20 protein-coding genes are annotated in these 23867 nt (G+C 54.7%); 5 read left to right on the top strand and 15 right to left on the bottom strand.

Annotated elements, in window-relative coordinates; all coding sequences use genetic code 11:
• Positions 1-230 precede the first annotated feature (230 nt).
• Positions 231-1466: an anti-sigma factor domain-containing protein gene (locus EV681_RS10535; RefSeq protein ID WP_165393003.1), complete on the bottom strand. Its 1236-nt coding sequence runs from the start codon at positions 1464-1466 to the stop codon at positions 231-233.
• Between the two features lie 197 nt (positions 1467-1663).
• On the opposite strand from EV681_RS10535, the gene EV681_RS10530 reads away from it, so the two are divergent.
• Positions 1664-2443, top strand: coding sequence for an SDR family oxidoreductase (locus EV681_RS10530; RefSeq protein WP_128394151.1), 780 nt, complete (start codon positions 1664-1666; stop codon positions 2441-2443).
• Between the two features lie 3 nt (positions 2444-2446).
• Here EV681_RS10530 and EV681_RS10525 read toward each other — a convergent pair whose 3' ends face one another.
• The 3 genes from EV681_RS10525 to EV681_RS10515 form a co-directional block, all read right to left on the bottom strand.
• Positions 2447-3424 (bottom strand): Bug family tripartite tricarboxylate transporter substrate binding protein, encoded by a 978-nt coding sequence (locus EV681_RS10525; RefSeq protein WP_242612192.1) that lies wholly within the window; start codon positions 3422-3424, stop codon positions 2447-2449.
• Positions 3425-3500: 76 nt separating this feature from the next.
• Entirely contained in the window at positions 3501-3872 is a 372-nt protein-coding gene (locus EV681_RS10520; protein ID WP_128394153.1) for a hypothetical protein, read from the bottom strand.
• Positions 3869-4258 (bottom strand): hypothetical protein, encoded by a 390-nt coding sequence (locus tag EV681_RS10515; RefSeq protein WP_130303891.1) that lies wholly within the window; start codon positions 4256-4258, stop codon positions 3869-3871. Before EV681_RS10515 ends, EV681_RS10520 begins: the two co-directional genes overlap by 4 nt.
• Positions 4259-4428: 170 nt before the next feature.
• Here EV681_RS10515 and EV681_RS10510 point away from each other — a divergent pair, with 170 nt between their 5' ends.
• Positions 4429-5196 carry a M23 family metallopeptidase gene (locus EV681_RS10510; protein ID WP_128394155.1) on the top strand — a complete coding sequence of 256 codons (768 nt, stop codon included), beginning with the start codon at positions 4429-4431 and terminating at the stop codon, positions 5194-5196.
• A 218-nt stretch (positions 5197-5414) separates the two neighbouring features.
• On the opposite strand, the gene EV681_RS10505 is transcribed toward EV681_RS10510, so the two are convergent.
• The 6 genes from EV681_RS10505 to EV681_RS10480 form a co-directional block, all read right to left on the bottom strand.
• Entirely contained in the window at positions 5415-6323 is a 909-nt protein-coding gene (locus EV681_RS10505) for a LysR family transcriptional regulator (RefSeq protein ID WP_165393002.1), read from the bottom strand.
• Positions 6324-6345: 22 nt separating this feature from the next.
• On the bottom strand, positions 6346-7152 hold the full coding sequence (gene dkgB, locus EV681_RS10500) for a 2,5-didehydrogluconate reductase DkgB (RefSeq protein WP_130303890.1): 807 nt from the start codon (positions 7150-7152) through the stop codon (positions 6346-6348).
• A gap of 515 nt (positions 7153-7667) precedes the next feature.
• Positions 7668-8093: an organic hydroperoxide resistance protein gene (locus EV681_RS10495; RefSeq protein ID WP_128394158.1), complete on the bottom strand. Its 426-nt coding sequence runs from the start codon at positions 8091-8093 to the stop codon at positions 7668-7670.
• A 224-nt stretch (positions 8094-8317) separates the two neighbouring features.
• Positions 8318-9796 (bottom strand): efflux transporter outer membrane subunit, encoded by a 1479-nt coding sequence (locus tag EV681_RS10490; RefSeq protein WP_130303889.1) that lies wholly within the window; start codon positions 9794-9796, stop codon positions 8318-8320.
• On the bottom strand, positions 9793-12972 hold the full coding sequence (locus tag EV681_RS10485; protein WP_130303888.1) for an efflux RND transporter permease subunit: 3180 nt from the start codon (positions 12970-12972) through the stop codon (positions 9793-9795). Before EV681_RS10485 ends, EV681_RS10490 begins: the two co-directional genes overlap by 4 nt.
• Positions 12973-12982: 10 nt before the next feature.
• Complete coding sequence (locus tag EV681_RS10480) at positions 12983-14185, bottom strand: efflux RND transporter periplasmic adaptor subunit (protein ID WP_130303887.1); 1203 nt, start codon at positions 14183-14185, stop codon at positions 12983-12985.
• 447 nt (positions 14186-14632) lie between these two features.
• Here EV681_RS10480 and EV681_RS10475 point away from each other — a divergent pair, with 447 nt between their 5' ends.
• Together EV681_RS10475 and EV681_RS10470 are read left to right on the top strand one after the other, a co-directional pair.
• Entirely contained in the window at positions 14633-15088 is a 456-nt protein-coding gene (locus EV681_RS10475; protein ID WP_128394162.1) for a GNAT family N-acetyltransferase, read from the top strand.
• 465 nt (positions 15089-15553) lie between these two features.
• A complete protein-coding gene (locus tag EV681_RS10470; RefSeq protein ID WP_128394163.1) occupies positions 15554-16561 on the top strand; it encodes a LysR family transcriptional regulator in 1008 nt (335 codons plus the stop codon).
• Here the strand turns inward: EV681_RS10470 and EV681_RS10465 are convergent.
• The 5 genes from EV681_RS10465 to EV681_RS10445 all read right to left on the bottom strand — a co-directional run bounded on the left by EV681_RS10465 (position 16471) and on the right by EV681_RS10445 (position 22207).
• On the bottom strand, positions 16471-17616 hold the full coding sequence (locus tag EV681_RS10465) for an NAD/NADP octopine/nopaline dehydrogenase family protein (protein WP_130303886.1): 1146 nt from the start codon (positions 17614-17616) through the stop codon (positions 16471-16473). The two genes, EV681_RS10470 and EV681_RS10465, sit on opposite strands and share 91 nt — an antisense overlap.
• Before the next feature lies 1 nt (position 17617).
• Positions 17618-18613: a Bug family tripartite tricarboxylate transporter substrate binding protein gene (locus tag EV681_RS10460; RefSeq protein ID WP_128394165.1), complete on the bottom strand. Its 996-nt coding sequence runs from the start codon at positions 18611-18613 to the stop codon at positions 17618-17620.
• Positions 18614-18762: 149 nt separating this feature from the next.
• Positions 18763-20349 carry an aldehyde dehydrogenase (NADP(+)) gene (locus EV681_RS10455; RefSeq protein WP_130303885.1) on the bottom strand — a complete coding sequence of 529 codons (1587 nt, stop codon included), beginning with the start codon at positions 20347-20349 and terminating at the stop codon, positions 18763-18765.
• Between the two features lie 79 nt (positions 20350-20428).
• On the bottom strand, positions 20429-21340 hold the full coding sequence (kdgD, locus tag EV681_RS10450) for a 5-dehydro-4-deoxyglucarate dehydratase (RefSeq protein WP_128394167.1): 912 nt from the start codon (positions 21338-21340) through the stop codon (positions 20429-20431).
• 99 nt (positions 21341-21439) lie between these two features.
• Complete coding sequence (locus tag EV681_RS10445) at positions 21440-22207, bottom strand: FadR/GntR family transcriptional regulator (RefSeq protein WP_207227028.1); 768 nt, start codon at positions 22205-22207, stop codon at positions 21440-21442.
• Positions 22208-22455: 248 nt separating this feature from the next.
• On the opposite strand from EV681_RS10445, the gene EV681_RS10440 reads away from it, so the two are divergent.
• Complete coding sequence (locus EV681_RS10440; protein ID WP_130303884.1) at positions 22456-23808, top strand: amidase; 1353 nt, start codon at positions 22456-22458, stop codon at positions 23806-23808.
• The last annotated feature ends 59 nt before the right edge of the window (positions 23809-23867 follow it).

The following is a 23867-nucleotide window of genomic DNA, read 5'->3' as shown; positions in this document are numbered from 1 at the left end:
TTCAGCTGAAAAAATGCCTGCGCTTGCCATCGATTGCCGGAAAGGGGACCCATGCTTGTGTGCAAAACGACCACGAGTCTTGATTTGCACAAACCGAGTTACAAACAAGCGAAACAGGATAGAGGTCACTTGCCGCCACCCAGTCGCAGCCGGATCCGGTGTTTAAAGGGCAGCAGGAGCCTTAAGGAGGGGCCCGCATCGAACAAAACCTGGCTGATGGCAAATTTTCGCTACAGATCGGCGACAGTTCCCTTATAAAGAATGGTGCCTGACGGCCTGTCATTGCGCGAACCACCATCAGGTTCCAGGCTGATCAAGAGCTGATCGCCAGCGACAATGGGGCCGACCCGTTCTGCGGTCAGCATAAAGGGTTTGCTGTCACGGATCAGGGCTAGGGCGCTGTCGGTCCCGTTGGACCGTTTCCACGCCTGGAGCACCAGACCGTCCGATACCGTCTGGCGTACTACCGGAGAAAAGCGGGCATCGCCAGTAGTATTGAATCGAACGACCCACCCCGTTTGCGCATTGCTCATGGAGGAGTCCAGCACAGCTACTTTCCTGGGCAGATCCGAAGCAGGGGTGCCCACGTACCAAAAAGTGAGCGCAGCAATGGCCAGCAGCAGCGCCAGGGCACGCCAAAAGGGAAGCATGAACCAGAGCTTGCGCAAGGTGCTTTTGATGCCCGCGGCGTAAGGCTGTTCGGCGCCGTCTTCGTCGTCCGTGTCCGGAACCTGTGCAACGCTGGTCGGCGCCTTGACAAATGCGGTGTTCTTTATTTTTTCCCATACCCGGCTACTGGCCACTTGCGCAGGCAATTGACTGAGCAAATGGGTAAACTGGGCTTCCCACAGCAAGGCAATGCGCGAAACGCCAGCATCGTCATTCATCAATTTGTAGACCAGCTTTTCTTCGTTTTCAGACAGCCCGCCCAATACATACTCGCCCATTTTTTCCGTCGCATGATGTGGTGGAGAAAATTCAGGCAGATGCTTGGCCAGGTGCTGTAATCCAAGAAACAGATTTTCCTTGAATCGGCCCAGAGGCATGCCGACTTTGGTCGCGGTTTGCGCTTGCGACATGCCGCTGAAATACATGTTGATCAGCGCCTTTTGCGGCTCTTCGGGCAACTCTTCCAGATGCAGATAAAAGGCCGGTGTTACCGGCAGGTCTTCACGCACGTCTGCATGCAAATTGCTGGAGACTTCGTTGAGCACCGATTCATCCTGGCTTTTGCTGGCCGTCTGGATGGCATCATAGTGTTCCTTGAAAATCTGACTGATGCGATAGCGCAGGATGGAGAAGATCCATCCTCGTGCCGGTCCCATTTCTTCGTCGTAGGCCTCGGCATTGTTCCAGATAAGCACAAACGCAGACACGACGGCCTGTTCTGCCAGATTGTAATTACCCAATACGCGCAGGGACAGGGCAACCATGAGTGGCGCTTCATGCTTAAACAGAGTTTGCAAAGCACTTTTCTGTCCTTTTGCACACGCTTTTAAGATTTTCTCGTAATTAAAAGGGGTGTTTCTGGCAAACATTTACTTTTTCCAGGCAATTGGGTGAAAATAGGTTCAAGTTTAACCGTAAACCGGCCTATTGCATACGCTTGACATTATTCAGGCCATGTTACAAAGGCTCGTTTAGCTGATATCCAGGGAAAGCAATGCAACAACAGGGTTCATATACAGATGGCTTCGGGCTGCACGATAAAGTGGTCTTTATCAGCGGCTCGACACGCGGGCTTGGCCTGGAGATGGCCTCGGCCATGGCGCGCAGCGGCGCGCGGGTGTATATCAACGGGCGCAGCGCCCAGTCTGTGGAACAGGCCTGCGAAACACTGCGGCAAACAGGCATTCACGTGCAGGGCGTGGTCGGCGATATGTCCGTTATCTCCGATATCGACCGTTGCGTGGCTTACCTGACCGAGCAGCATGGGCGCTGTGACGTGCTGGTCAATAATATGGGAATCCGAATTCGCCAGCCCCTGGCCGCTTTCAATTTTGAACAAATGGAACGGATGCTGCAGGTCAATTTGCTGGGCGCCATGTATTTGTCCCAGAAAGCGGCGGCGCTCATGAAACAGCAGCAGTGGGGCAGGCTGATTACCATTACGTCAGTGGCAGGACAGGTCGCCCGTCCCGGCGATGGTGTCTATCCCATCGCCAAGCAGGGTCTGACAGGTATGATGCGGGCGCTGGCAGTGGAATTTGCAGCTTGCGGCATTACCAGCAACGCGATTGCGCCAGGCACCTTTGCCACGGAGACTAATCTGGAGATGGTCAATTCTGCGGCCGGGCAAACGCTGGCGGCGCGTAATCCGACCGGACGCTGGGGCAGGCCTGAAGAAATTGCCGGACTGGCGGTATTTCTGGCCTCTAATCTGTCCGCCTATATCAATGGACAGGTCATCGCCGTGGATGGCGGCCTGTCCGTTCTATTCTGACGGTCAATTGATTTTCAAATTCAGCTTTTCAATCAAGGGCTGCCAGCGCGATTTTTCCTGATTCATATAATCGCGAAACGCTTCAGGCGTGCTCGGTACGGGGTCCATATAAATCGCCTTGAGCTGCTTGCCTACTTCGGGATCCCTGAGCGCAGTCAACAGCGCGTCGGTAAGCGTATTGCGGATGCCGATTGGCACTTTTGACGAAATAATGAAGCCGGACCAGGCTGCGCCTTCAATGCCGGGTGCACCGGCCTCTGACACCGTGGGAATATCCGGCAGGGAGCTGTTGCGTTGCGCACTGGTCTGCGCCAATGCAACCAGTCGTCCTTCTTTGACCAGAGGCAGCACGGCAATAGGCGCCAGCGCGGTAAACTGTGTATCGCCTGCTATGAGTGAATTGAGCGCGGCGGGCGAAGACGGATACGGCACAGCGGTCGCCTTGCCATTGACGGCCTGCAGCATAAGTTCTATGGAAAGGTGCGAGCCCGTGCCGTTGCCCGATGTCGCAAAATTCAGTTTGTCCGGCTCGGCCTGGATTTTGCTGATCAGTTCCTTCAAGGTCTTGATGCCCGACTGTTTTGTCACAACAATCACATTCGGTTGCGTCACAGCCATGGTCAGCGGAGCAAGATCCTTTTCCGGGTCATATGGCAAGTTGTTGTAAATAAACTGGTTATTCACCAGCGGGCCGGTAATGGAAATACCGAACGTATAGCCATCTGGTTTGGCTTTGGCCACCTGGTTCGTACCAATATTGCCGCCGGCGCCGGCTTTATTCTCTATCACAATAGGCTGCCCCAGTTTTTTCTCGGCGCTGCGTGCAATAATGCGCGCAATCTGGTCTGGTGTAGAGCCGGGGCCGAAAGGTACAATCAGGTTCAACGGGTGTTCGGGCCATTTGCTCTCGTCGGCATGAGCAGCAGGCGTAGCCAGTACCAGATTGCTGGCAGTCAGGCTGGCAAGGGCCAGAGCAAGCATTGTTTTTCTTTTGTTCTTTTGCATTTTTAAAACACGTCCTTTGGAACAATTATCAATAAACATAATGGCAGAGGAATCAGCGATCCATGCCGGTCATAATCTGTAGAAACACTTCGTAGGGCTGCATGTGCACCGGGCCAGACTCGGCAGACACCGGTGTTTGCTGAATACGAACATATTCGGCGTATGGCAATGTCGCCTTGAGTTTTGCGAAGCGCGCTTCGCACTCCGGAAACATATCCGTCTCGGCCGGATCGTCCATGTAACTGGTTGCGTACTGGGCGGTCATGCAGGCAATAATGGCCCGTTCCTTGTCGAACTGCGAGTAGTCGCCCGCAGTTTCGTGAGGTCGGCTCATGCTGGTCCATAGAAAAGCCAGCGCAATCAATACGAACAGCACGGCAATCAGATATTTTATTAGACGCATGCGATCACGGATATCTTTCATAAGCCGATGTCCTCTTTTTTCAGCCCGAAAAGCGTGGTTGCCAGTTTCTTGTACGTGGTTTTGGAAGCAGGGGGCAGATTATCAAAGACATCGTGCAGCGAATATTTCATGCGGTATGCCCGCTGAAAGCTGTCATAGACTTCGGTCTGCTGATCACGCAGTTGTTGCGCCGATACGTCCTGCATCAATGTGGCGTAGGCCGCAAGGCACTCTTGCTCAATGGTCGCCAGCGCCTGCTTGTCGACGTACTTGCCGCTAAGCAACAGGGAGGCACGCGTCACCGTGCAATCGGACATAAGCGCCAGTCGCAAACGCTCATCGTCCTGCTGGTCCGAGCAGGCACTCAGGCCAACAAGCAGGGAAAGGATCACGGTAAGTCTGAGCATAGGGCAGTTTTCGCTGCGCATTGCCGGATAGTCTCGGCCAAAAGGAGCCATTCGGAGTGAAGGGCGCCTTTCAGTAAAGGCCTTGTCCAGGCATCGCTGTGCAATTGGAAAATGGGTAGAAACAAAAACTATACACGGATTTGTGCTGCGATTGAGCTGAAATAAGTAAAATGCATTTTCATGTATATACACACCCATTTCCTTTCATGCACGCCGGGCTGAGTCGCGCCGGCAGGCTCGCGCTGATGCTGCTTGGCTGCTTGGCTGCCATCATGCACGCGCTGCCCGCGCTGGCCCAATCCGATGAAGACCTGGACACGGCGCCCGACGTACCAACAGTCGATTCCGATGTTAAAACCATACGGGGGCTGGCTGATGACCTGGATCCGCCAAAAGGGTGCAGCAGCAAGGGGTGTGGGCCGTCCCTGAAACTGGACCTGAAAATCATGGGTTTTCTGTCCTCGCCACTGGACAAGAGTTATGTCTCGTCCCGTTTTGGCTTGCGCATGCACCCCATATACAATCAGTTGCGCTTTCACGCGGGTGTGGATCTGGTCGCGCCGGTAGGCAGTCCGGTCAAAACGACGCTGGGCGGCAAGGTGTCGTTCGCCGGCACCAAGGGCGGCTACGGCAATACCGTGATCGTGGAGCATGGTTCGGGTTATGAAACGCTATACGCGCATTTGCAGAAATTTGCACCGCGCCTGGCTGTGGGCCGGGTTGTAGATAAAGGCGAAGTGATCGGCCATCTGGGCGATACCGGAAAAGTGACCGGTGCACATTTGCATTATGAGGTCCGTTATAACAATTATGCAGTCAACCCGCTAACCGGACAGGGTGCGGCTGGCATCGGCCGTATCCAGAAAACGTCTGTTATCAAGGGCGGTCAGAGTCAGCGCATGCGTTCCGGCCGCATCAGAACCATCATCCGTCCCTGACCGGCCGCGTCCGGCACTATGCAAATTTCAGCCAGGACGGGACCTGGTTATGGCTATCGCGCACGCCCATAAAGCAGCCGGTTGGTACCTCCGGCAGCTTCGCGATTGCCTGGCGCGCCCAGACGGGCATGCAGTGTGCCTGAACGGCAGGGCAGGGCCGTGTGGGACAAGCCGCAGGTCCACGCCCAGTTATCCCTCACGGCTCAATAACCAATTGGTTACCGGCGGTTCCAGGGTTGGGCTGCGAGCGTCTTCTGCATAAAATCGATGAAGCTTTGAATCCGCAGGGCCAGTGGCGAGTTCCGGTAATACACCGCATGAATCGGCTGAACCTGTTTTTCTGTCAACATGGGCAGAATCGGCACCAGGCGAGCATCGCGGATATCGTCATACGTCATGAATTCGGACAGACAGACAATGCCCTGTCCGGCCAGGGCCAATTGTCGCAACGTTTCGCCACTGGAGGCTGCTACGTCCGGTGTAATCATCAGTCTGTCAGAAGTGCCGGCACGACGAACGGGCCATAGATTCAGGCTGTCGGGCTGGGTAAAACCCAGCAAAGTATGTTCGTCCAGCGCGGCTACCGTCTGAGGCGAGCCGCAACGGGATACATAATCGGGGCTGGCCAACAGGTGGAGTGCGCTGCCGCCCAGCGAGCGGGCGTGGAGCGTCGAGTTTTGCAGCGCGCCAATCCGAATAGCAACATCGGTGCTTTGCTCCAGCAAATCAATATTCAGGTCATGGGTATTGAGCTGCAACTCGATATGTGGATAGTTCTGTCGAAATACACCAATATACGGCACGATCATGTGCAGCATGAATGGCGAGGCGGCGTTCACCCGCAACCGTCCGGCCGGAGATTGTCGCCTGGTGGCAAGGGTCTCCTGCATGTCCTGCATCCGTGCAACAATGATTCGGGCATGCTCCAGCAGAAAGCGGCCCTCTTCGGTCAGATGCATGCGGCGGGTGGTGCGGTTAAGCAAGGTCGTCTCCAGGCTCTGCTCAAGCCGGGACAAGGTCCGACTGACTGCTGACGGTGTCAGGCTCAGTTGCTCGGCTGCCGCGCTGATGGAACCGCTGTCAATGACGGTGACAAACGTCAGCAGATCGTCGGAATTGGTCATCAAAACGCCAGCCTTTTGCATATATTTAATCGTCCCAGTCAGGAGCCAGGCCTTCAGGGCTGGTAATCCGTTCGTTGCGGTCAAGCGCGGCAATCGCCGTCATATCTGCTTCGGATAATTGCAGCTGTTGTGCCGCAAGATTGCTTTGCAGATGTGCGCGTTTGGTTGAAGAGGGGATAACGGCGAAACCGCTATGCATGGCCCATGCCAACACCACCTGAGCGGGCGTTGCCTGCAGGCGCTGCGCAATGGCCTGTATCACCGGATCGTGCAACACCTTGCCATAGCCAAGTGTCATATAGGAGGTAATGGCAATATCATTTTTGCGCGCAAACGCCACAACGTTCCTGTTTTGCAGGTACGGATGCAACTCAATCTGGTTGGTGGCAATCTGCCCGGCGCCTACTGCGTCAATGGCTTCTCGCAACAAAGCAATGGTGAAATTGGATACGCCGATTTGCCGGGTCAGGCCCTCATCCTGTGCTTGCGCCAGCGCACCCATGAACTCAGCTACAGGTACCGCGTTGCCCGGTGAGGGCCAATGGATCAGCGTCAGGTCCAGATAGTCGGTGCGCAGCTTATGCAGGCTTTCTTTCAAACTTGGAATAAGTCGGTCTGCAGCATAATTGTCTGTCCAGATTTTTGACGTCAGATACAACTGATCACGCGCTACAGGACTGGCGTCTAACGCCTGCCCAATGTCCGCCTCGTTGCCATAGATTTGCGCGGTATCGATCGCCCGGTAACCCAGCTCGATTGCGGCCGTTACAGAATCGATGACGGTTTGTCCCTTGAGGCGAAAGGTGCCAAGTCCAAAAGTGGGTATGTTCATTCGAATATCTCTCGTAAAAGTCACTACTCGTGACTATCGGTGGTGTTGAAAACACGAAGGCGTTTTTCTGCCACGTGTCCTTATGGTTTTTCTGCGATGACAGTGATGCTTGTGCTGTTCAATCCCAGACGGTAGTGTACGAAAGACAGTATAAGAGGCCTGATCCTAAAGAAAAATAGCGCCCCTGACAAAGGATTGTTGCGCGAAAATCAGTAATCGTCAATATGTGAAATTTCTGTCCGGAGCCGTTCGTGCAGGCCGTCACCGCCGATGGGCCGAGTCATGACACGGCAAACGACATGGGTGCGATTGTGACTGTGATTGCCACCATTTCACGCGATCAAGCGTTTCGTGCAAAAAATTACGGGGAACCCAAGCGCAAGAGCGGGGCGGGAGGATGGTTCAAGCGGACGGGGAAACCTGGCTGGCGCATTATTGCGTTATTAATTATTATTAAGCGCCTGTCGCGACATCGCGTGGATGACGCGACAGGATCGCGACAGACCGCCGCAGTGTTACACCACCGTCAGCGTTACGTCTACATTGCCTCGTGTTGCGTTTGAATAGGGACACACCACATGCGCTTTATTGACCAGGTCTTCAGCTACGCTGCGTTCCACGCCAGGCACGGAAATTTTCAGTTCCACCTCAATGCCAAACCCCTGTGCAATGGGCCCGATTCCTACGCTGCCGTCAATCCGGGTATCGTCCGGCAATTTAACTTTTTCGCGTGAAGCGACCAGTTTGAGCGCACCCAGAAAGCAGGCCGAATATCCCGCTGCAAAAAGCTGTTCAGGATTGGTGCCGGTACCGCCGGCGCCGCCCAATTCTTTGGGTGTGGTCAGTTTCACGTCCAGCACATTGTCCGAAGACACTGCACGTCCGTCGCGTCCACCTGTCGCCGTTGCGTGTGCAACATAAAGTACTTTTTCAACCGCCATGTCTGACTCCTGTTTAGGTAACTGCGTAAAAGGAACTAGCATTATTGTTATAACACTTCCAGTCAGTACAATAGGGCGATGACCCTGCGCCTGTACTGGAAAATGCGCTGAGCAACCGTCTGCATCTGATTGGTAAAAAGCGTCAAGATGTGCCGAAAATGTCTGCCTGGCAGGTGGGTCGGTTCGCAGGACATCCGTTACGCACGGCATTAAAGCAGATCGGTTCAGCGCGACGATGTGGAAGCGGTTGTGGTCGTCGCAACGGGCTGCCAGCCACCACCCAGCGTCTTGAACAGGGCCAGCCGGTTCAGTTGCTCAAGCAGCCCGAGCGTGATCATATCCTGCTGCGCCGCATAGTATGCGCGCTGGGCATCGAGCACCTCCAGGAAACCCGAACCACCGCCGCGCGTAAACAGTGCACTGGACAACTGAAAGCTGCGATAGCTAGAGGCGACCAGCGATTGCTGCGATTGCAACCGTGCTGCAATGGAGGTGCGCACGGCCAATGCATCGGCAACCTCGCGAAAAGCCGTCTGGATAGCTTTTTCGTATGTGGCAAGCAGAATTTCTCTTTGTGCTTTTGTCAAATCCAGGTTGGCGCGATTGGCCCCGCCGTCGAAGATAGGCAAGCGCAATGACGGAGCCACGCTCCACGCCAGCGTGCCGCCAGAAAACAGGCCAGAAAGACTGCTGCTGGCCGTTCCCGCTGATCCCAGCAGCGAAATGCTCGGGAAAAAGGCCGCTCTGGCCGCACCGATATCTGCATGGGCGGCGATCAAATCATGTTCGGCAGCCAGAACATCTGGTCGCTGTTGCAGCACACTGGAAGGCAGACCCGCCGGTGGCATGACCAGACGAGTTACTGCTCGCGCCTGCAGCGCAAACTCCGTAGGCGGCAAAAGAGAAGAGGGAACCGGCGCACCCGCCAGCAGGGTGAGGGCATTTTTATCCTGCGCCAACTGGGTTTCATATTCGGCGACCTTGACACGGGCGGCATCGACCGTGGTTTGCGATTGTGCCAGCGTGAGTCCCGATTCGGCGCCCAATGCGTGGCTGCGGCGGATCAGATCATGCGACTTCTGCTGATTGACCAGGGTGCTGCGGGCCAGCGCAAGCTGCTGACTCGTTGCCTCAAGCTGTAGCCAGGCTGCCGCGATTTCGCTGACCAGACTGATCTGCGCACTGCGCCGGGTTTCCTGCGCCGCCAGGTAGCGTTGCAGCGCCGCAGCCTTCAGGTTGCGGATTTTTCCAAAAAAGTCAATCTCGTAGCTAGTCAGGCCCAGGTCGACGTTATAACGGGATGACAGGGTGGTCTCACCGGAATTGGCGACACTGGCCGGCGTGCGGCTGCGGCTGGCTTGGGCATCGACGCCGATTGCCGGCAGCCCATCGGCGCTGGCAATGCCGTATTGCGCGCGGGCCCGTTCAATATTGATGGTCGCGATCCGCAAATCACGGTTATTTCTCAAGCCAAGCTGGACCACGTCGCGCAGGCGTGCATCGGTGAAAAAAGTCAGCCAGTCCAGTTCGTTTGCTGCCGGTTGGGCTGGGCCGCTGTTGGCTGCAGGATTCTGGGGCCAGGTACCTGTCACAGGAGCCGTCGGTTGATGGTATTCGGGCGCAAGATTTACGCAGGCGGTCAAAGCCAGCAACGGTATGGCAAATGCAATTGATCTGCACAGGGGGTTCATCAATGTTTTCATGATGTCGTGCCTGAAGTGCTGTCTGGCGCATGCGCGCCAGGATGGTCGTCATGCGAATGCCGTTTGCGCCTGAAGCTGCGTACAAGCACAAAGAACAGCGGCACAAAAAAGAGACTGAGCGCAGTGCCTACGATCATCCCACCCAGGACAGCAGTGCCGATCGCGTGACGGCCCCCCGCGCCAGCGCCGGTGCCGATGGCCAATGGCAACACACCGAAACCAAAGGCCAGCGAGGTCATCAGAATGGGACGCAGGCGCTGGCGCACCGCGATCAGCGTTGCTTCTAGAACCGCGTGTCCGCGTTCCTGCAGCTGTTTGGCAAATTCGACAATCAAGATCGCATTCTTTGAGGTTAACCCGACGGTGGTCAGCAACCCGACCTGGAAGAAGACATCATTATGCAATTCACGCAAGGCCGTAAACAGAAGTGCACCGACAATGCCCAAGGGCACCACCAGAATAATGGCGAACGGCACGGACCAGCTTTCATACAACGCGGCCAGGCACAAAAATACAAACAGAATGGAAACGGCGTAGAGCAGGGGGGCCTGCGCGCCCGAAATACGCTCCTGCAGCGAGGCGCCGGTCCATTCAAAACCGATGCCGGCCGGCATTTGCTGCAATACCTCCTCGACCGCCAGCATGGCGGCGCCCGAACTCACGCCAGGCGCTGCATCGCCCTGGAATTCAAGACTGGGGCTGCCGTTATAGCGACTCAGCTCGGGTGAGCCAAAGGTCCAACTGGTGCTGGAGAAGGCGGGAAACGGCACCATCTGGCCCAGGGTGTTGCGCACGTTCCATTGATCGATATCGCTTGGCAGCATACGAAATGGTGTATCGCCCTGGACATAGACGCGCTTGACCCGACCGCGATCCAGAAAGTCATTCACATAGGTTCCGCCCATGGCCGTCGATAAGGTACTGTCGATTGCATCGGTCGCCAGGCTGAAGGCGCCAGCGCGGGCATCGTCTATTTTCACGGCAAACTGCGCGGTATCTTCCGGCGCATCAATGCGCACGTTCATCAATTCGGGACGCTCGCTAAGCAATCGCAATGCGTCGCGGCTGGCCTGCACCAGCGCTTCGTGACCCAGGCCGTTGACATCCTGTAGAAAAAAGTTGAACCCCGAGCTTGAACCCAGGCCGCGCACGATCGGCGGCAGGGTGGCGATAATCCGGGCATCGCGGATATGGGCCAGGTCGCGGGTGGCCTTTCTGGCGATGGCCGCAGACGACTGTTCCGGCAAAGGCCGCAAGCTCCAGTCTTTGAGCATCACATAGGCTCGTGCCGAGCTTTGATCGCCACTTCTGCCGGTAATGGTGGTGATGCTGCGCACATCTGGCTGCTTCAGAAAATACTGCTCAATCTGCCGCATAATCGGCTGCAGCCGCGCATCTGTCGCACCTGCAGGCAAGGTCACCTGCAGTCGAACTGCCCCCTGATCTTCGGGCGGCAGAAAGGATGTGGGCAAGCGCAAAAACAGCAACGCCATGACAATCGCAATAATCAGATAGGCGATGAGCCCGCGCCGCGGTCGCTTGGCAACCCCGGCTACTGTGTCCTGATACCGATCTGCCGTGCGGTCAAAACGACGATTGAAGCCAACGAAGAAGCGATCCAGATAGCCAAACAAGCCCTTGCGCGCGTGCGACGGATCAATATGTTCGCCTTTTTTTACCGGTTTAAGCAGACTGGCACAAAGGGCAGGGGTCAGCGTCAGAGCCACGATAACCGAGAGCACCATGGCAGAGACTATCGTAATAGAAAACTGTCGGTAAATGACACCAGTGGAACCGCCAAAGAACGCCATGGGGATAAACACAGCCGACAATACAAGTGTAATGCCGACCAGCGCGGGCGTAATTTCACGCATGGACTTGCGGGTCGCTTCACGCGGCGAGAGTCCCTGTTCATGCATGACGCGTTCCACATTTTCCACCACCACAATGGCATCATCAACCAGCAGGCCGATGGCCAGTACCATACCAAAAAGCGTCAGGGTATTGATCGAAAACCCGGCTATCGACAAGACGCCAAAAACCCCGAGCAATACAACGGGAACCGCAATAGCAGGAATCAACGTGGCGCGAATATTCTGTAGAAACAGATAGATAACCAGCACCACCAGCACCATTGCCTCGAGCAGTACCTTGACCACCTCATCGATGGATGCGCTGATAAACGGCGTGGAATCAACGCCGATAAAGGTTTTTAGATTATTGGGGAAAAACGGTTCAAGTTCGGCCAGTTTGTCGCGCACCCGCTGCGCCACTTCCACCGCGTTGGCGCCGTCTGCAGTAATGATACCCATGCCAGCGCCGGGCAAGCCACCCAGTGCCGAACGAATCGTCAGATTCTCTGCCCCGAGTTCAACCCGGGCCACATCGCTGATCCGCACAATGGCGCCATCGGGCGCGACACGCAGGACCACATTGCGAAAATCTTCTTCGGTCTGCAGCATGCTGCGTGCGGTAATTGTGGCATTCAACTGCTGTCCGCTGACAGCCGGCAGTGACCCCAATTGCCCCGCGGACACCTGCACATTCTGCTTTTCAATGGCTGCGGTCACATCGGCCGGCATCATGTTATAGCTGAGCAGTTTACGCGGATCCAGCCAGATACGCATGGCATAGCCTGTGCCCAGTGTCTGCACTTCACCGACACCATCGATCCGGCTGATGACATCGACCAGATTGCTTGTAATATAGTCCCCTACATCGACTGGTGAGGCGCTGCCATCATCCGAGTAGAGCGAGACGATCATCAGGAATTCTTCACCACCTTTGGTGACGGTCACCCCGCGGCTTTGCACCTGCTGGGGCAGGCGCGACATGGCCTGCTGCAGGCGGTTCTGCACCTGCATCTGCGCGACATCAATATTCGTACCCGCGTCAAAAGTGAGTGTGATCCGCGCCCGTCCGGCAGCATTGCTTGTGCTGCGCATATACAGCAGATTATCCAGGCCCTTCAATTGCTGTTCAATGACCTGCGTCACCGAGTCTTCCACTGTCTTGGCCGACGCGCCAGTATACGTTGCAGTGATCGCTACCCGGGGTGGTGCAATGTCGGGATATTGCTCAAGCGGCAAGGTCTGGATCGACGCCAGCCCGGCGAGCATGATGACAATGGAAAGCACCCATGCAAAAATCGGACGGCTGATAAAAAACTGTGCCATGCGCCGATCCCTAACCCGGTTTACTTGTGGTTTCTACCGGCCGCACGACAGTGCCTGGCCGGACATGCAGGGAACCGGTCACCACAACCCGATCGCCCGCCGCAAGGCCTTCCAGCACTTGCCAACTGTCGCCAATTGCGCGTCCGACCACGACAGGCCGTTCCTGTACTTTATCGTCGGCGTCAATCACCAACGCAACTGTGCTGGCATCAGGCCGGCGGGTAATGGCCTGTTGCGGCACCAACAAAGACTGATCACCCGTATTGTTTTCCAATACGGCCCGCACATACATGCCCGGCATCAGTACCCGATCCGGATTGGGTACGCTGGCGCGCAATGTAATCGAACCTGTGCCGGGATTGACGGTGACACCACTGAACGTCAGGCGTCCCGGCTGCGGATACAGGCGCCCGTTCTCCAGCCGCAACCGGATGGCCGCATCATTGTCTGCCGTTGCCTGCAGCCGGCCAGCGGCAATGTCGTCCTTCAACTGCAATAATTCAGCCGATGACTGCGCTACATGCACATAGAGCGGATCCAGTTTCTGAACAATGGTAAGCACGGTATCCTGATTGGCCGTGACCAGCGCACCCGGCGTGACATTAGACAGTTCAATCCAGCCGTCGATGGGCGACACAATGCGGGTATAGTCTAGATTGATTTTGGCGCGCTGTTCCTGCGCTTTGGCAACGGCCAGATCGGCCGCCGCCTGTTGTGCTTCGGCCTGTGAGGTCTCGTTTATCTGCGCACTGATTGCATCAATACGCACCAGCTCGCGATTGCGCCTGGCCACGGTGCGGGCATTCGCATAGGTAGAGTCGGCCTTCTTTACATTGGCTCTGGCAACGGCATACTCGGCTTCGTAAACAGCAGGATCCAGCTGATAAAGCACCTGTCCTGCCTTTACCTGTGAACCTTCGGTGAACAGCTGCTTCTGGACAATCCCGTTGACCTGGGGACGGATTTGCGCGATGACCGGCGCAACAGTGCGCCCAGGCAGTTCGGTGGCAAAGGTGATGCGTTGTGATTTGAGCGTAACTACGCCAACTTCGGGCGGACCTTCGGCCTTGGGTGCCGGTGTGTCAGCACCATCACCCGGTGAACAGCCGGCAAGCACTATGGCAAGCAAAAGCAGTATCAGCAAGGTCAGTACCGGTGCCCGAACAAAGCGGCGCTGCGGATCCAATGTTGAAATACTGACGGATTTAATCATGGCATCGAGTAAAAAACGGAGCAGGGGATGGGAGGATTCACAGTCCCCGTGCCGCTGTGTCTGCTTACCGGGCCTTTGCTGAACAACAGCACACCTTTACGGCGGCCCAGGCATGCAGCGACAGACAGAACAGGCGAAACGAAAAAATAGTAGCATGATTACACAGTATTTCAGTTGAAACTTTTGTATCACCGGATCAAATTGCGCTTTATTCGGCAGAAAACAGAATTTAAGGCGTTTTCGTGCGATTTGCACCTGCGTTCATAGTGCGCATCGCTGTCTTTCAAGCCAACGGGGTATGCACGGGACGGAGAACGCAAATTTAAGTAGTACGATTGAGCCATCAACTTATGACCCTAAAGGACATTCCTTGCTCATTAGACCAAATCGGCAATTGTTTCGATTGATCCGTCATTCTCGGCAAAGAAGCTGAACATAGTGAATAACATGAACGCGCATATTAATTTACGGAATGCAAGTAAGACAGATCTGGCCGGCCTGGGTATTCTCAAACTCAATTCGACGATGGCATGGGGGAAATACAAAGACGAACTGCGAGAACTACCGGAAGCACGATGCGTGCCTGAAGTTCATTTGAATCATGTCATCATTGCAGAACTGGCGGGGAGGCTCGTCGGATTCACAACCATAATACCAGGGAAACACACCACGGTAGCCGAGCTGGAAGATCTGTTTGTATTGCCTTCGCAGTGGCGACGAGGAATCGGTAAGCATCTACTAAGAGCGGCTGAAGTGCGCGCCTTGGGACTTGGCGCCACCAGCGTGCATGTTGTTGCTAATGAGTACGCGCAGCTGTTTTACGAGTCAGCAGGATACGTTTTGGTTGGCACGGCGCACACAGATTTTGGTTTGGCTGCAAAATTGCGCAAAAATTTTGATTAAGCTTTCCACAGCCGAGGGCCAAGGCAGGGTGTTATCCCTTTATTCATCTGGAGTATGGTATATCCATCGATCATTCAGTTATTGATACACGGCTGGACTAACCAAATATATAACTTTACATAATATATATTATGCGAATATTAAGTATATAGAAAAAGACTCTGCTACGACCGATCCTTACTGTAGGTATGACGAAAACCGTATTCCATCCGTGGCTGAGATTCTGCTCTTTACCGTAGGCCCCATCCCGAAGTTTAAATACCGTTTCCGAAAATCAGATCCCCCCGGTTTAACAAACTGATGCCGCTCCCGTACTTACGACTCGCGTCGTTCTTTTCTGACAAAGTAAACTTCCGTAGTTCCTTGCATCGTGCGAGAAATTCGCAATCCACCGTAAAATAAACAAAACGTTGTGCGGATCGCTACGCACGCTCCTGTTCAAGAAATGAGCATCAAGGTAATGGAATGCACGACTCAACTTATCGAATGATCGCCTCGCTGCGAATGCGGCAGTTCGAATTGCTCACTGTTTTGGCCGATTTGGGTAGCATGCGTGCCGCCGGCGAAAAGCTCTGCGTGAGTACCGCAGCCGTTAGCAAAGGACTCGGTGAAATAGAAACGCTATTGGGTGTCACTATATTCGAGCGTCATGGCCGCGGCGTCAGCCTAACGCACGACGGCAATATTCTGGTGCATCGCTCCCGCCTGCTGTTGTCCGAGGTGGCCAACCTGGCTGATGACCTGCGCGACCGAAAACTGAGCCACGAGCCAGTGCTGCGAATCGGCGCGCCGCCCTTCATAGCGTGGTCTTTACTCCCCGATATCCTGCGTGTCATGGCACAACATGGCACACTTGCGCCGATTCAAATTGTTGAAGGACGTCTGGATGATACTCAACGCAAGTTGGAAAGTGGCGAAATAGACGTGTTGATTACGATGAATACTGCCTCCGAATTAGGCAGCCTGTGCCAGGATGGCCTTCTTATTCGTCCCGTCTGCCACGAGCAGTGGATCGTGGTTTGCGCGCCCGATCATCCAGCAGCCCTTCAACGCAGATCCGACGATTGGACGTGGCAGGACTTAAGACGTGAATCCTGGGTGCTTCCTCCACGACCGACACAAGCGCGCTTGATGCTGGAGCAACTACTACTTAACCAAAACTTGCCCCCTATCGCCCCTGTGATCGAATCGATGAACGCGATCACGAACCTCAAACTAGTCCAACAGCGCCATGGCCTAAGTCTGCTTGCGCAGCGCACTGTAAAAGAAAGCCTGAGCAAAGGTACACTAGTAGCTCTTTCGGTAAAAGAGCTACCGGATTCAATCCCTATTGTTGTAGTACATCGAACTCAATTTCATCAAACCGACATCATTGAGCGCTTTCATGATGCGGCACATGCGCTTTTACACGCTCCTAGCAGTTCTTCAATTGACATTGCCTCCGGTAACAATGAGGCCATTAAAAAATTCTGATCCCGGAAAGATCGCTTGTAGACAGCCTCCAGTAGCGTAATGCAAGCGGATAATGTCGGACACGGCACGCCGCTCACCTGGGCCAGGCGCTCCAAAAATACCAATCCAAATGGCACGTCTTCCAGCACATAACGATGTTCCAGAAGACCTGGACCCAATGGGCCAGCGCCTCGTTCTTCGATCGCCTGTGCCATCTCATTTAGTGGGCCGCATTTCACATGATAGGAACGCTGATAGTGCTGCGCCAGCGTAGGCAGCGTAAATCCCAATCGGTGCGCCAGCGTTAACCGTTCTTGATCCAGTGCCTCTGCCATATTGGCAACCACGCCTGTAAAGTTTCCAAAAAGTTGCCAAGCCTCTCCCCTATCCATCCGGGTTAGATTGGGAATCACTTCTGCTGCGTGCGCGATCGGGTTGATGTTAGCCAGTGTGCAGGCCAACAAACTGTCCGTAAGCAAAAATCTGTCGCCGAAAAATTGTTGGCAATCGACATAAGCGCTTTGTGCCCCGACCACGTGATCCTGCGCACCGGGTTCATCGCCTGCTTCGGTTGCAACAACACTGCGAGCCGGGAGCCAGGCCATATCAATCCGGTCACGCAATGCATTGATATGCAAGCGTCCATCAGGCAGAAAATGGGCGGTTGTTAGCGTCGTACCCCAACCTACTGTCGTCACACAAACGTTATTCGCTGCGGCCATGCTCTTGATCCACAGCGGCACCAGCGAGAGTGCGCCGCTGACAATGATGGTCTGGCCATCCTTCCAATATTGCCCGGCAGACGTCAGTACTTGCTGATAGAGGGACGCTGGTAAACAAACAAAGATATGAGAGTAATCAGATAGCGAATCGAGATGGCCCAGGCAATCGACCGTGACCGAAGCATTGACGGCCCCTACGCACTCGAACTGCGCCCTACCTTTCTTCTTGTGTAAACGCCCGGCCGTCGGAGACCACATAGCGACAGGAATACCTCGCGCACTCAGAAATGCAGCAGTGGCACAACCGATAGCCCCAGCACCAAGAATCAGAACGCGGCAAGCACTTTGTTTCATGTCATTTCACCGTGATATGGCGTTCGTCAATGATTTTTCCCCAACGCGAACTTTCTCTGGCCGTATAGTCTCGTAACTCGGCGGGAGTCGAACCTATTGTTACCACGCCCTGCTGCACCAGTTTCTGTTGTAGCTTTTCATCATTAATTGCTTTAACGGTCGCGGCATTAAGTCGCTGAACCACAGTTGCTGGGGTTTGTGCAGGGACAAACAAACCGAAGGTGGTCGTAACTTCAAAGTCCTTCACCCCGGACTCGGCAACGGTTGGCACTTCAGGCAGAAGGGTCGACCTCTTGTCGCTGGATACAGCCAATGCCAAGAAGCGGTTCGAACTCAGAAACGGCAGAGAGACACCCAGATCGAGAAAAGCTATGTCTACTTCTCCAGACATGACTGCGCTCGCTGCGGGTGCACCTCCCTGGTAAGGAATATGGGTCATTTGAATACCAGTCAGGGACATCAACAATTCAGCAGCCAGATGACTAGTGGATCCCTGCCCTCCCGAAGCGAAGTTCAGACGACCGGGACGTTCACGAGCAATAACCAGAAGTTGCTCCAGCGTTGAGACCTTCAAAGCGGGATTGACCGCCAGGACCAGAGGACTGGCAGCGACCAACGACACGGCTGCCAAGTCCTTCTCGTGCTGGTATGGCAATTTCTTGTAAAGATGCGGCCCGATAACAAATGTGCTATTGGACGCAAGAATGGCGGTATAGCCATCAGGCCTTGCGCGAACCGCCTGAGCATGAGCGATCGTGCCGCTGGCGCCGGCCCTGTTCTCGACAACGATTGATTTTCCCAAATCTTTCGATAGGACGGTTCCCAACTGACGTGCCAGCAGATCTACGGCTCCACCGGGAGACCATCCCACAATCAGGTTAATGGGCTGTTGCGGATATACAGCCGGCTCTGCGGAGGATTGCGCGCCGGCGCTACGACCGAACAACACACAAAGCAGGATCAGGAAAAACACTAAACCAGTATTACTCCGCATCATCGCAAGCCACCTTCAAAATATTGGAGATAGCAGTGTAGCAACACTACCCTTGCCTATCCATCAACAGTTATTCACGGCGCATTAACTTACGGTTGATGAAGGCCTGGGAAACATTCAGATAATCTATTTTTTCGCAATCCTGCAATGGGTCAATCCTTGCGCAATTGCCCGTCAAGCATTCTAAAAATCTCAGATGAATTGTTCTGTTTTAGTGCCTCAGGAAGCAATTGATCTGGCATATCCTGATAACACACGGGGCGCAGGAAGCGATCTATAGAGGTTGCACCTACCGAAGTAAACATGGCATTGGAACTGGCGGGAAACGGCCCACCGTGAACCATAGCATGGCAAACTTCGACACCTGTAGGAAAGCCGTTAACCAGAATTCGACCCGCTTTGCGCTCAAGCAGTGGCATCAAGCGGGCTGCAGCGGCATAATCGGCCGGCTCAATTTGCAAGGTGGCAGTCAGTTGTCCCTCTAAAGCTTGCGTAATCTGCAAAAGCTCATCCATATCCCTGGCGCGAACAATGATGGTGGCCGGTCCGAACATTTCCGCATGCAGATCCGGATTCTCCAGGAAGTGCGCAGCGTCGGTCGCATACAGCGCAGCGCGTGCCGCATTCGGCTTGCCATCCGCATCTTGGCCCATAGCCACTGTTTGCACTCCGCTTGCCATTTGCACCTTGGCATTGCCTGCGTCGTAGGCTTCATGAATCGGACCAGTCAGCATTGTTTGTGCTTCTTTTCCGATCACGGCATCGGTGGCTGAGTGGATGAACTGCTCAAGCTCTGGACTGTCGATCGCCAAGACCAAACCAGGGTTGGTGCAGAACTGGCCTGCCCCCATTGTCAGTGAATCGACCAGACCCCGCGCAATTTCAGCGCCACGCAGGTTCAGGGCTGCCGGCAGAATAAAGACCGGATTGATACTGCTCATCTCGGCGTACACAGGAATGGGTTCAGGGCGATTGCGGGCGATGTTCACCAATGCCAATCCGCCCTGACGAGAGCCCGTAAATCCCACTGCTTTGATAACTGGATGAGCGACAAGCTGTTCACCCACTTCACGCCCCTTTCCAAAAAGCAGCGAGAATACGCCTTCGGGCAATTGATGCTCACCTACCGCTTTCTGTATCGCGCGCCCAACCAGTTCCGACGTCCCCAGATGGGCACTATGAGCCTTGACAATCACCGGCGCGCCGGCAGCTAAAGCAGAAGCGGTATCACCTCCAGCAACGGAAAAGGCCAAAGGGAAATTACTGGCGCCAAAGACGGCAACCGGCCCTAAGGGTATTTTGACCAGTCGCAAATCAGCACGCGGTAGCGGTTGACGATCCGGTTCAGCAGAGTCAATAGTGGCAGACAAAAAGTGACCATCACGCACCACTTTGGCAAACAGGCGCAACTGACCGACCGTGCGGCCACGCTCGCCTTGCAGCCGGGCGATAGGCAGGCCTGTTTCAGCGTGTGCCCGTTCCAGCAGGATGTCACCGATTTGCATGATGTTGTCGGCGATGGACTCCAGAAATGCAGCGCGACGGCTTAATGGCAAATTGCGATAATAATCAAACGCGTCGTGAGCCAGCTGTGCTGCGCGTTCGACCTCTTGGCGAGCGCCAAGGTTAAATACAGGTTCTGGGATATCAGTATTGGTGGTGGGATTGAATGCAAGTTGATTGCCTGCGTTTCCACGTACGGCACTTGCACCAATGAGCATTTCGCCATTTAAGACCATGTTGTTCTCCATGACAGGTTGTCCAGGGTATCCCGACGCCATGGCCGGGATAACTTTGTATTGCAGTTGTGGTTAATGATTATTGCAAGTCATTAACACTGTCGATCAGTTCCTTGAGCATTTCCTTTTCTTGCGCATCCAGATTCGTCAATGGCCAACGTACCGGGCCAGGCGTGCGCCCTATCAGTTCCACCCCTGCTTTGATAGCTGAGACGGCATAGCCGGGTTGACGGTCGCGGATCTGCACAAACGGGAAGAAAAATCGTTCGAGTATTTCGTCCATGGTCGCGTTATCGTTGGCTTGCAAGGCGTTATAGAAACGCACAGCCATGCCTGGCACAAAATTGAATACGGCTGAAGAATATGTCGTCAGGCCAATGCCATTGAAGCCTTGCGCGAACAGCTCATGGGTGGGCATGCCCCCTACATAGCAAAGGCGTTCGCCCAGCTTGGCAGTGATATGGCGCACCAGATCCGTTTTGCCTGTACCGTCCTTGAAACCGATCAGGTTTGGACACGCATCGGCAAGACGGGCAATCGTATCGGCCGTAGCGACTGAATTGGCCCGGTTGTACACTATTACGCCCAGTCCGGTAGACTCGCAAACGGCCTTTACATGCTGGTAAATTCCTTCCTGGGGCACATTCATAAGGTAATGAGGAAGCAGCAACAGGCCATCAGCGCCCGCCTCTTCCGCCAGCCGCGCAATATCCTTGGCAAGTGCCGTCCCATAGCCGCAGCCAGCGATAATCGGCATTTCACCCGCTGCTTCCTTAGCCGCTTTTGTGGTATTGGCAATCTCTTGGGGGGTCAGCGAAAATAGCTCACCAGTACCACCCGCAGCGAATAACCCGGCAGCGTCGAACCCGGATAACCAGTTGACATGGGACTGATAGCTGTCCAGATTCAGGCTGAGATCCTCGTTGAAATGTGTTACGGGAAAGGAAAGCAAGCCAGTCGAAATACGTTTTTTTATTTCCTGCGGAGACATAATGCGTCGTAGTCCTCTAAATTGATAATATGAATTAATTTAAATCATAGTATGAATTTAGAGGGGCTGTCAATCGCAATTGTGATATCTACAGCGCAATCATGATTTAATCGTGTCAGCTTTCTGGTCAGGAAGAAGAACACCAACCTTGCGTGCCATCGACCGATAGCGTTGCAGACCGATCTGCAAATGTGTGCGCATCGTTTCGCGCGCCAGCTCAGTGTCGCCAGCGCTGATGGCATCCGCTATCGCCGAGTGCTCTGCGAGGATCGTATGATCCCGGCTGGGCAGATCCACTCCTCCCGTGATGCTGCGCAATTTCACTCGTGGGATCATGCGACGGCCGATATGCTCAAGGAACGTCTTAAAGCGCGCATTGTTGGTCGCAGCCGCGATTGCCATATGAAAGCAAAAATCAGCCTCGTCCGTCGGCTTGCCCTCATGGCTCAGTTGCGCAAACCGTTCAATCTGGTGCAGGATTTCGGCTTCCTGAGCGGGAGATCTGCGGGCCGCTGCCAATCCCGCAGCCTCCACTTCTATCCCAATACGCAGTTCCAGCTCTTCTATGATGTCTGAAATTCTGTCCGAAGCGGGAGCCAGAAGCAGCATCAGCTCAGATGGCTCGGGTGGGGTCAGCACAAATACACCGGCACCCTGCCGTGATTCAAGCAAGCGATCAGCTCGCAAAGCGGCGATGGCCTCGCGAATGACGGTCCGGCTGAAACCGAACTGCTGGATAAGGACAGGTTCAGTGGGCAGTTTGTCGCCTGGTGCATATTCACCGCGCTCAATACGCGCGCGCAATTCGTCGGCGACCTGAGCAGACAATGCTTTTTTTCTGGGAACGGAATTGGTTTCTTTTGTCATTGGCATCTCCTGGCGCAATCGTACAGCCTGAACAGGAGATTTTGTCATTTAACGGGCCAATGTGCAACAAAGTCTGTAGTCCGCTCTGCGCAATTGTGATAACCCGGAGCCGTTTATTTGATAAAAATTTTTTTTTCTTCGACTTTAACGTTTCCCTGTATCCTCAACTATTCACTTAATGCAGTCTGCCTAGCGCATGAAGCCTGGGTAGATTCCCCAGCAACATACCAAGACAAAGGAGGTTTTTGATGGCTTTATTCCTGGATTCGATCGATAACTGCAGAACCCTGCGAACGGAACCCGAACAGACAGCAGTGACGCGTGACAGAATGCAATTCTTGCGGGAACGTAATGAAAATGTACGCGCTTTCGTGCATATTGCAGATGAGCCTGCTCAGGACGCCTCTGTACGTAGCCACGACGCAGCGCTACTGCGTGGCGTGCCGCTCGCAGTAAAAGACCTGATCGATGTCGCCGGCATGCCCACGCGTCTTGGTTGCCGCGCAGTCAATCTGCAACCGCAGCAACATGCTTCTGTCATCGCCAATCTGATCCGTGAAGGAGCTGTTATTGCCGGCAAAAGTCATACCACCGAATTTGCGATGAGCGGCTGGGGAGTCAGTCCCCTGGGCCGCCCGCTCAATCCGATTGACGCATCTGATGCCTTTTTCTCTGGTGGATCCAGCAACGGTTCGGCTTGCGCAGTCGCGGCCGGATTAGTGCCGGCCGCGTTGGGAACGGATACCGGCGGTTCCGTACGTATCCCCTCTTCCTGGTGTGGCATTACGGGACTCAAGGGATCCCCGGGATGGGTCAGCACGGAAGGCGTGGCAGCGCTCAGCCAGCGCTTTGACGTTGTCGGGCCAATGGCTCGCACCGCTGCCGATGTACGTGTGCTGTATCAGGCGATGTTACCGGCAGCACGGCGTCATTCGCTGGAAAGAGGACTGGAGCAGGCCGCACAACAGCCTGTACCCACCCTGGTCTTTTTAGATGACGCCAGCCTGCCCGAAGCTGATGCAGACATGATGGCCAGTTATCGCGATAGCCAGGCGCGTTGCGAGGCGCTAGGCTTTCCGACCTGCGTCACCAGCATCCCGGTCAGCTTCGCGCAAATGTCACAGACCTGGGTGGGTATCTCGGGTACCGAAGGGTATCTGAATAATCGGCAATGGGTGGATGATCCGGACGCGCCACTGGATGATGCAGTACGCGAAAGCCTCATGCAGTCGGGCCGAACAGACCTCTCTACCTATTTCAGTCTGCTCAATCGCGCAGCTCAATACCGCGAGCAGATCGAATCCCTGCTGCCCGTTGGGCGGGTTCTGGTCCTGCCTACGACAAGCACGCCCGCCGTCAGACTGACGCAATTTGATCCCCAGCGAGCGCTGGGCATCTATACGCGCTTTGTCAATCTGATCCAGGGTTGTGCCATTGCCGTTCCCAACGGCATCACGCAGGACCGGCGCCCTACCTCCATGCAGTTTGTCGCAGCCTACGGGCAGGATGCCGCCATTTTACATGCCGCCATCCAATGGCAGACCCATACCGACTGGCATGCGCAGGTGCTTCAGCAGCATCAACTGCAAATGCAACAGTAAATCAAATAATCGCAGGCAAACAAAAAAGCGGGAATTGTTCCCGCCTTTTGTTTGCCGTA

This window comes from Advenella incenata, assembly GCF_004217095.1.
GTDB lineage: Bacteria > Pseudomonadota > Gammaproteobacteria > Burkholderiales > Burkholderiaceae_B > Advenella > Advenella incenata.
The sequence above is the reverse complement of the archived record's forward strand: the minus strand, read 5'-3'. Positions and strand labels throughout refer to the sequence as shown.

Coding starts and splice junctions, on each gene's coding strand:
- EV681_RS10470 (WP_128394163.1), top strand. CDS start 15,554: ATGCACGACTCAACTTATCGAATGATCGCCTCGCTGCGAATGCGGCAG.
- EV681_RS10525 (WP_242612192.1), bottom strand. CDS start 3,424: ATGCTTGCTCTGGCCCTTGCCAGCCTGACTGCCAGCAATCTGGTACTG.
- EV681_RS10480 (WP_130303887.1), bottom strand. CDS start 14,185: ATGATTAAATCCGTCAGTATTTCAACATTGGATCCGCAGCGCCGCTTT.
- EV681_RS10440 (WP_130303884.1), top strand. CDS start 22,456: ATGGCTTTATTCCTGGATTCGATCGATAACTGCAGAACCCTGCGAACG.
- EV681_RS10495 (WP_128394158.1), bottom strand. CDS start 8,093: ATGGCGGTTGAAAAAGTACTTTATGTTGCACACGCAACGGCGACAGGT.
- dkgB (WP_130303890.1), bottom strand. CDS start 7,152: ATGAACATACCCACTTTTGGACTTGGCACCTTTCGCCTCAAGGGACAA.
- kdgD (WP_128394167.1), bottom strand. CDS start 21,340: ATGTCTCCGCAGGAAATAAAAAAACGTATTTCGACTGGCTTGCTTTCC.
- EV681_RS10520 (WP_128394153.1), bottom strand. CDS start 3,872: ATGAAAGATATCCGTGATCGCATGCGTCTAATAAAATATCTGATTGCC.
- EV681_RS10485 (WP_130303888.1), bottom strand. CDS start 12,972: ATGGCACAGTTTTTTATCAGCCGTCCGATTTTTGCATGGGTGCTTTCC.
- EV681_RS10530 (WP_128394151.1), top strand. CDS start 1,664: ATGCAACAACAGGGTTCATATACAGATGGCTTCGGGCTGCACGATAAA.
- EV681_RS10460 (WP_128394165.1), bottom strand. CDS start 18,613: ATGATGCGGAGTAATACTGGTTTAGTGTTTTTCCTGATCCTGCTTTGT.
- EV681_RS10510 (WP_128394155.1), top strand. CDS start 4,429: ATGCATTTTCATGTATATACACACCCATTTCCTTTCATGCACGCCGGG.
- EV681_RS10455 (WP_130303885.1), bottom strand. CDS start 20,349: ATGGTCTTAAATGGCGAAATGCTCATTGGTGCAAGTGCCGTACGTGGA.
- EV681_RS10475 (WP_128394162.1), top strand. CDS start 14,633: ATGAACGCGCATATTAATTTACGGAATGCAAGTAAGACAGATCTGGCC.
- EV681_RS10490 (WP_130303889.1), bottom strand. CDS start 9,796: ATGAAAACATTGATGAACCCCCTGTGCAGATCAATTGCATTTGCCATA.
- EV681_RS10445 (WP_207227028.1), bottom strand. CDS start 22,207: ATGACAAAAGAAACCAATTCCGTTCCCAGAAAAAAAGCATTGTCTGCT.
- EV681_RS10465 (WP_130303886.1), bottom strand. CDS start 17,616: ATGAAACAAAGTGCTTGCCGCGTTCTGATTCTTGGTGCTGGGGCTATC.
- EV681_RS10515 (WP_130303891.1), bottom strand. CDS start 4,258: ATGCTCAGACTTACCGTGATCCTTTCCCTGCTTGTTGGCCTGAGTGCC.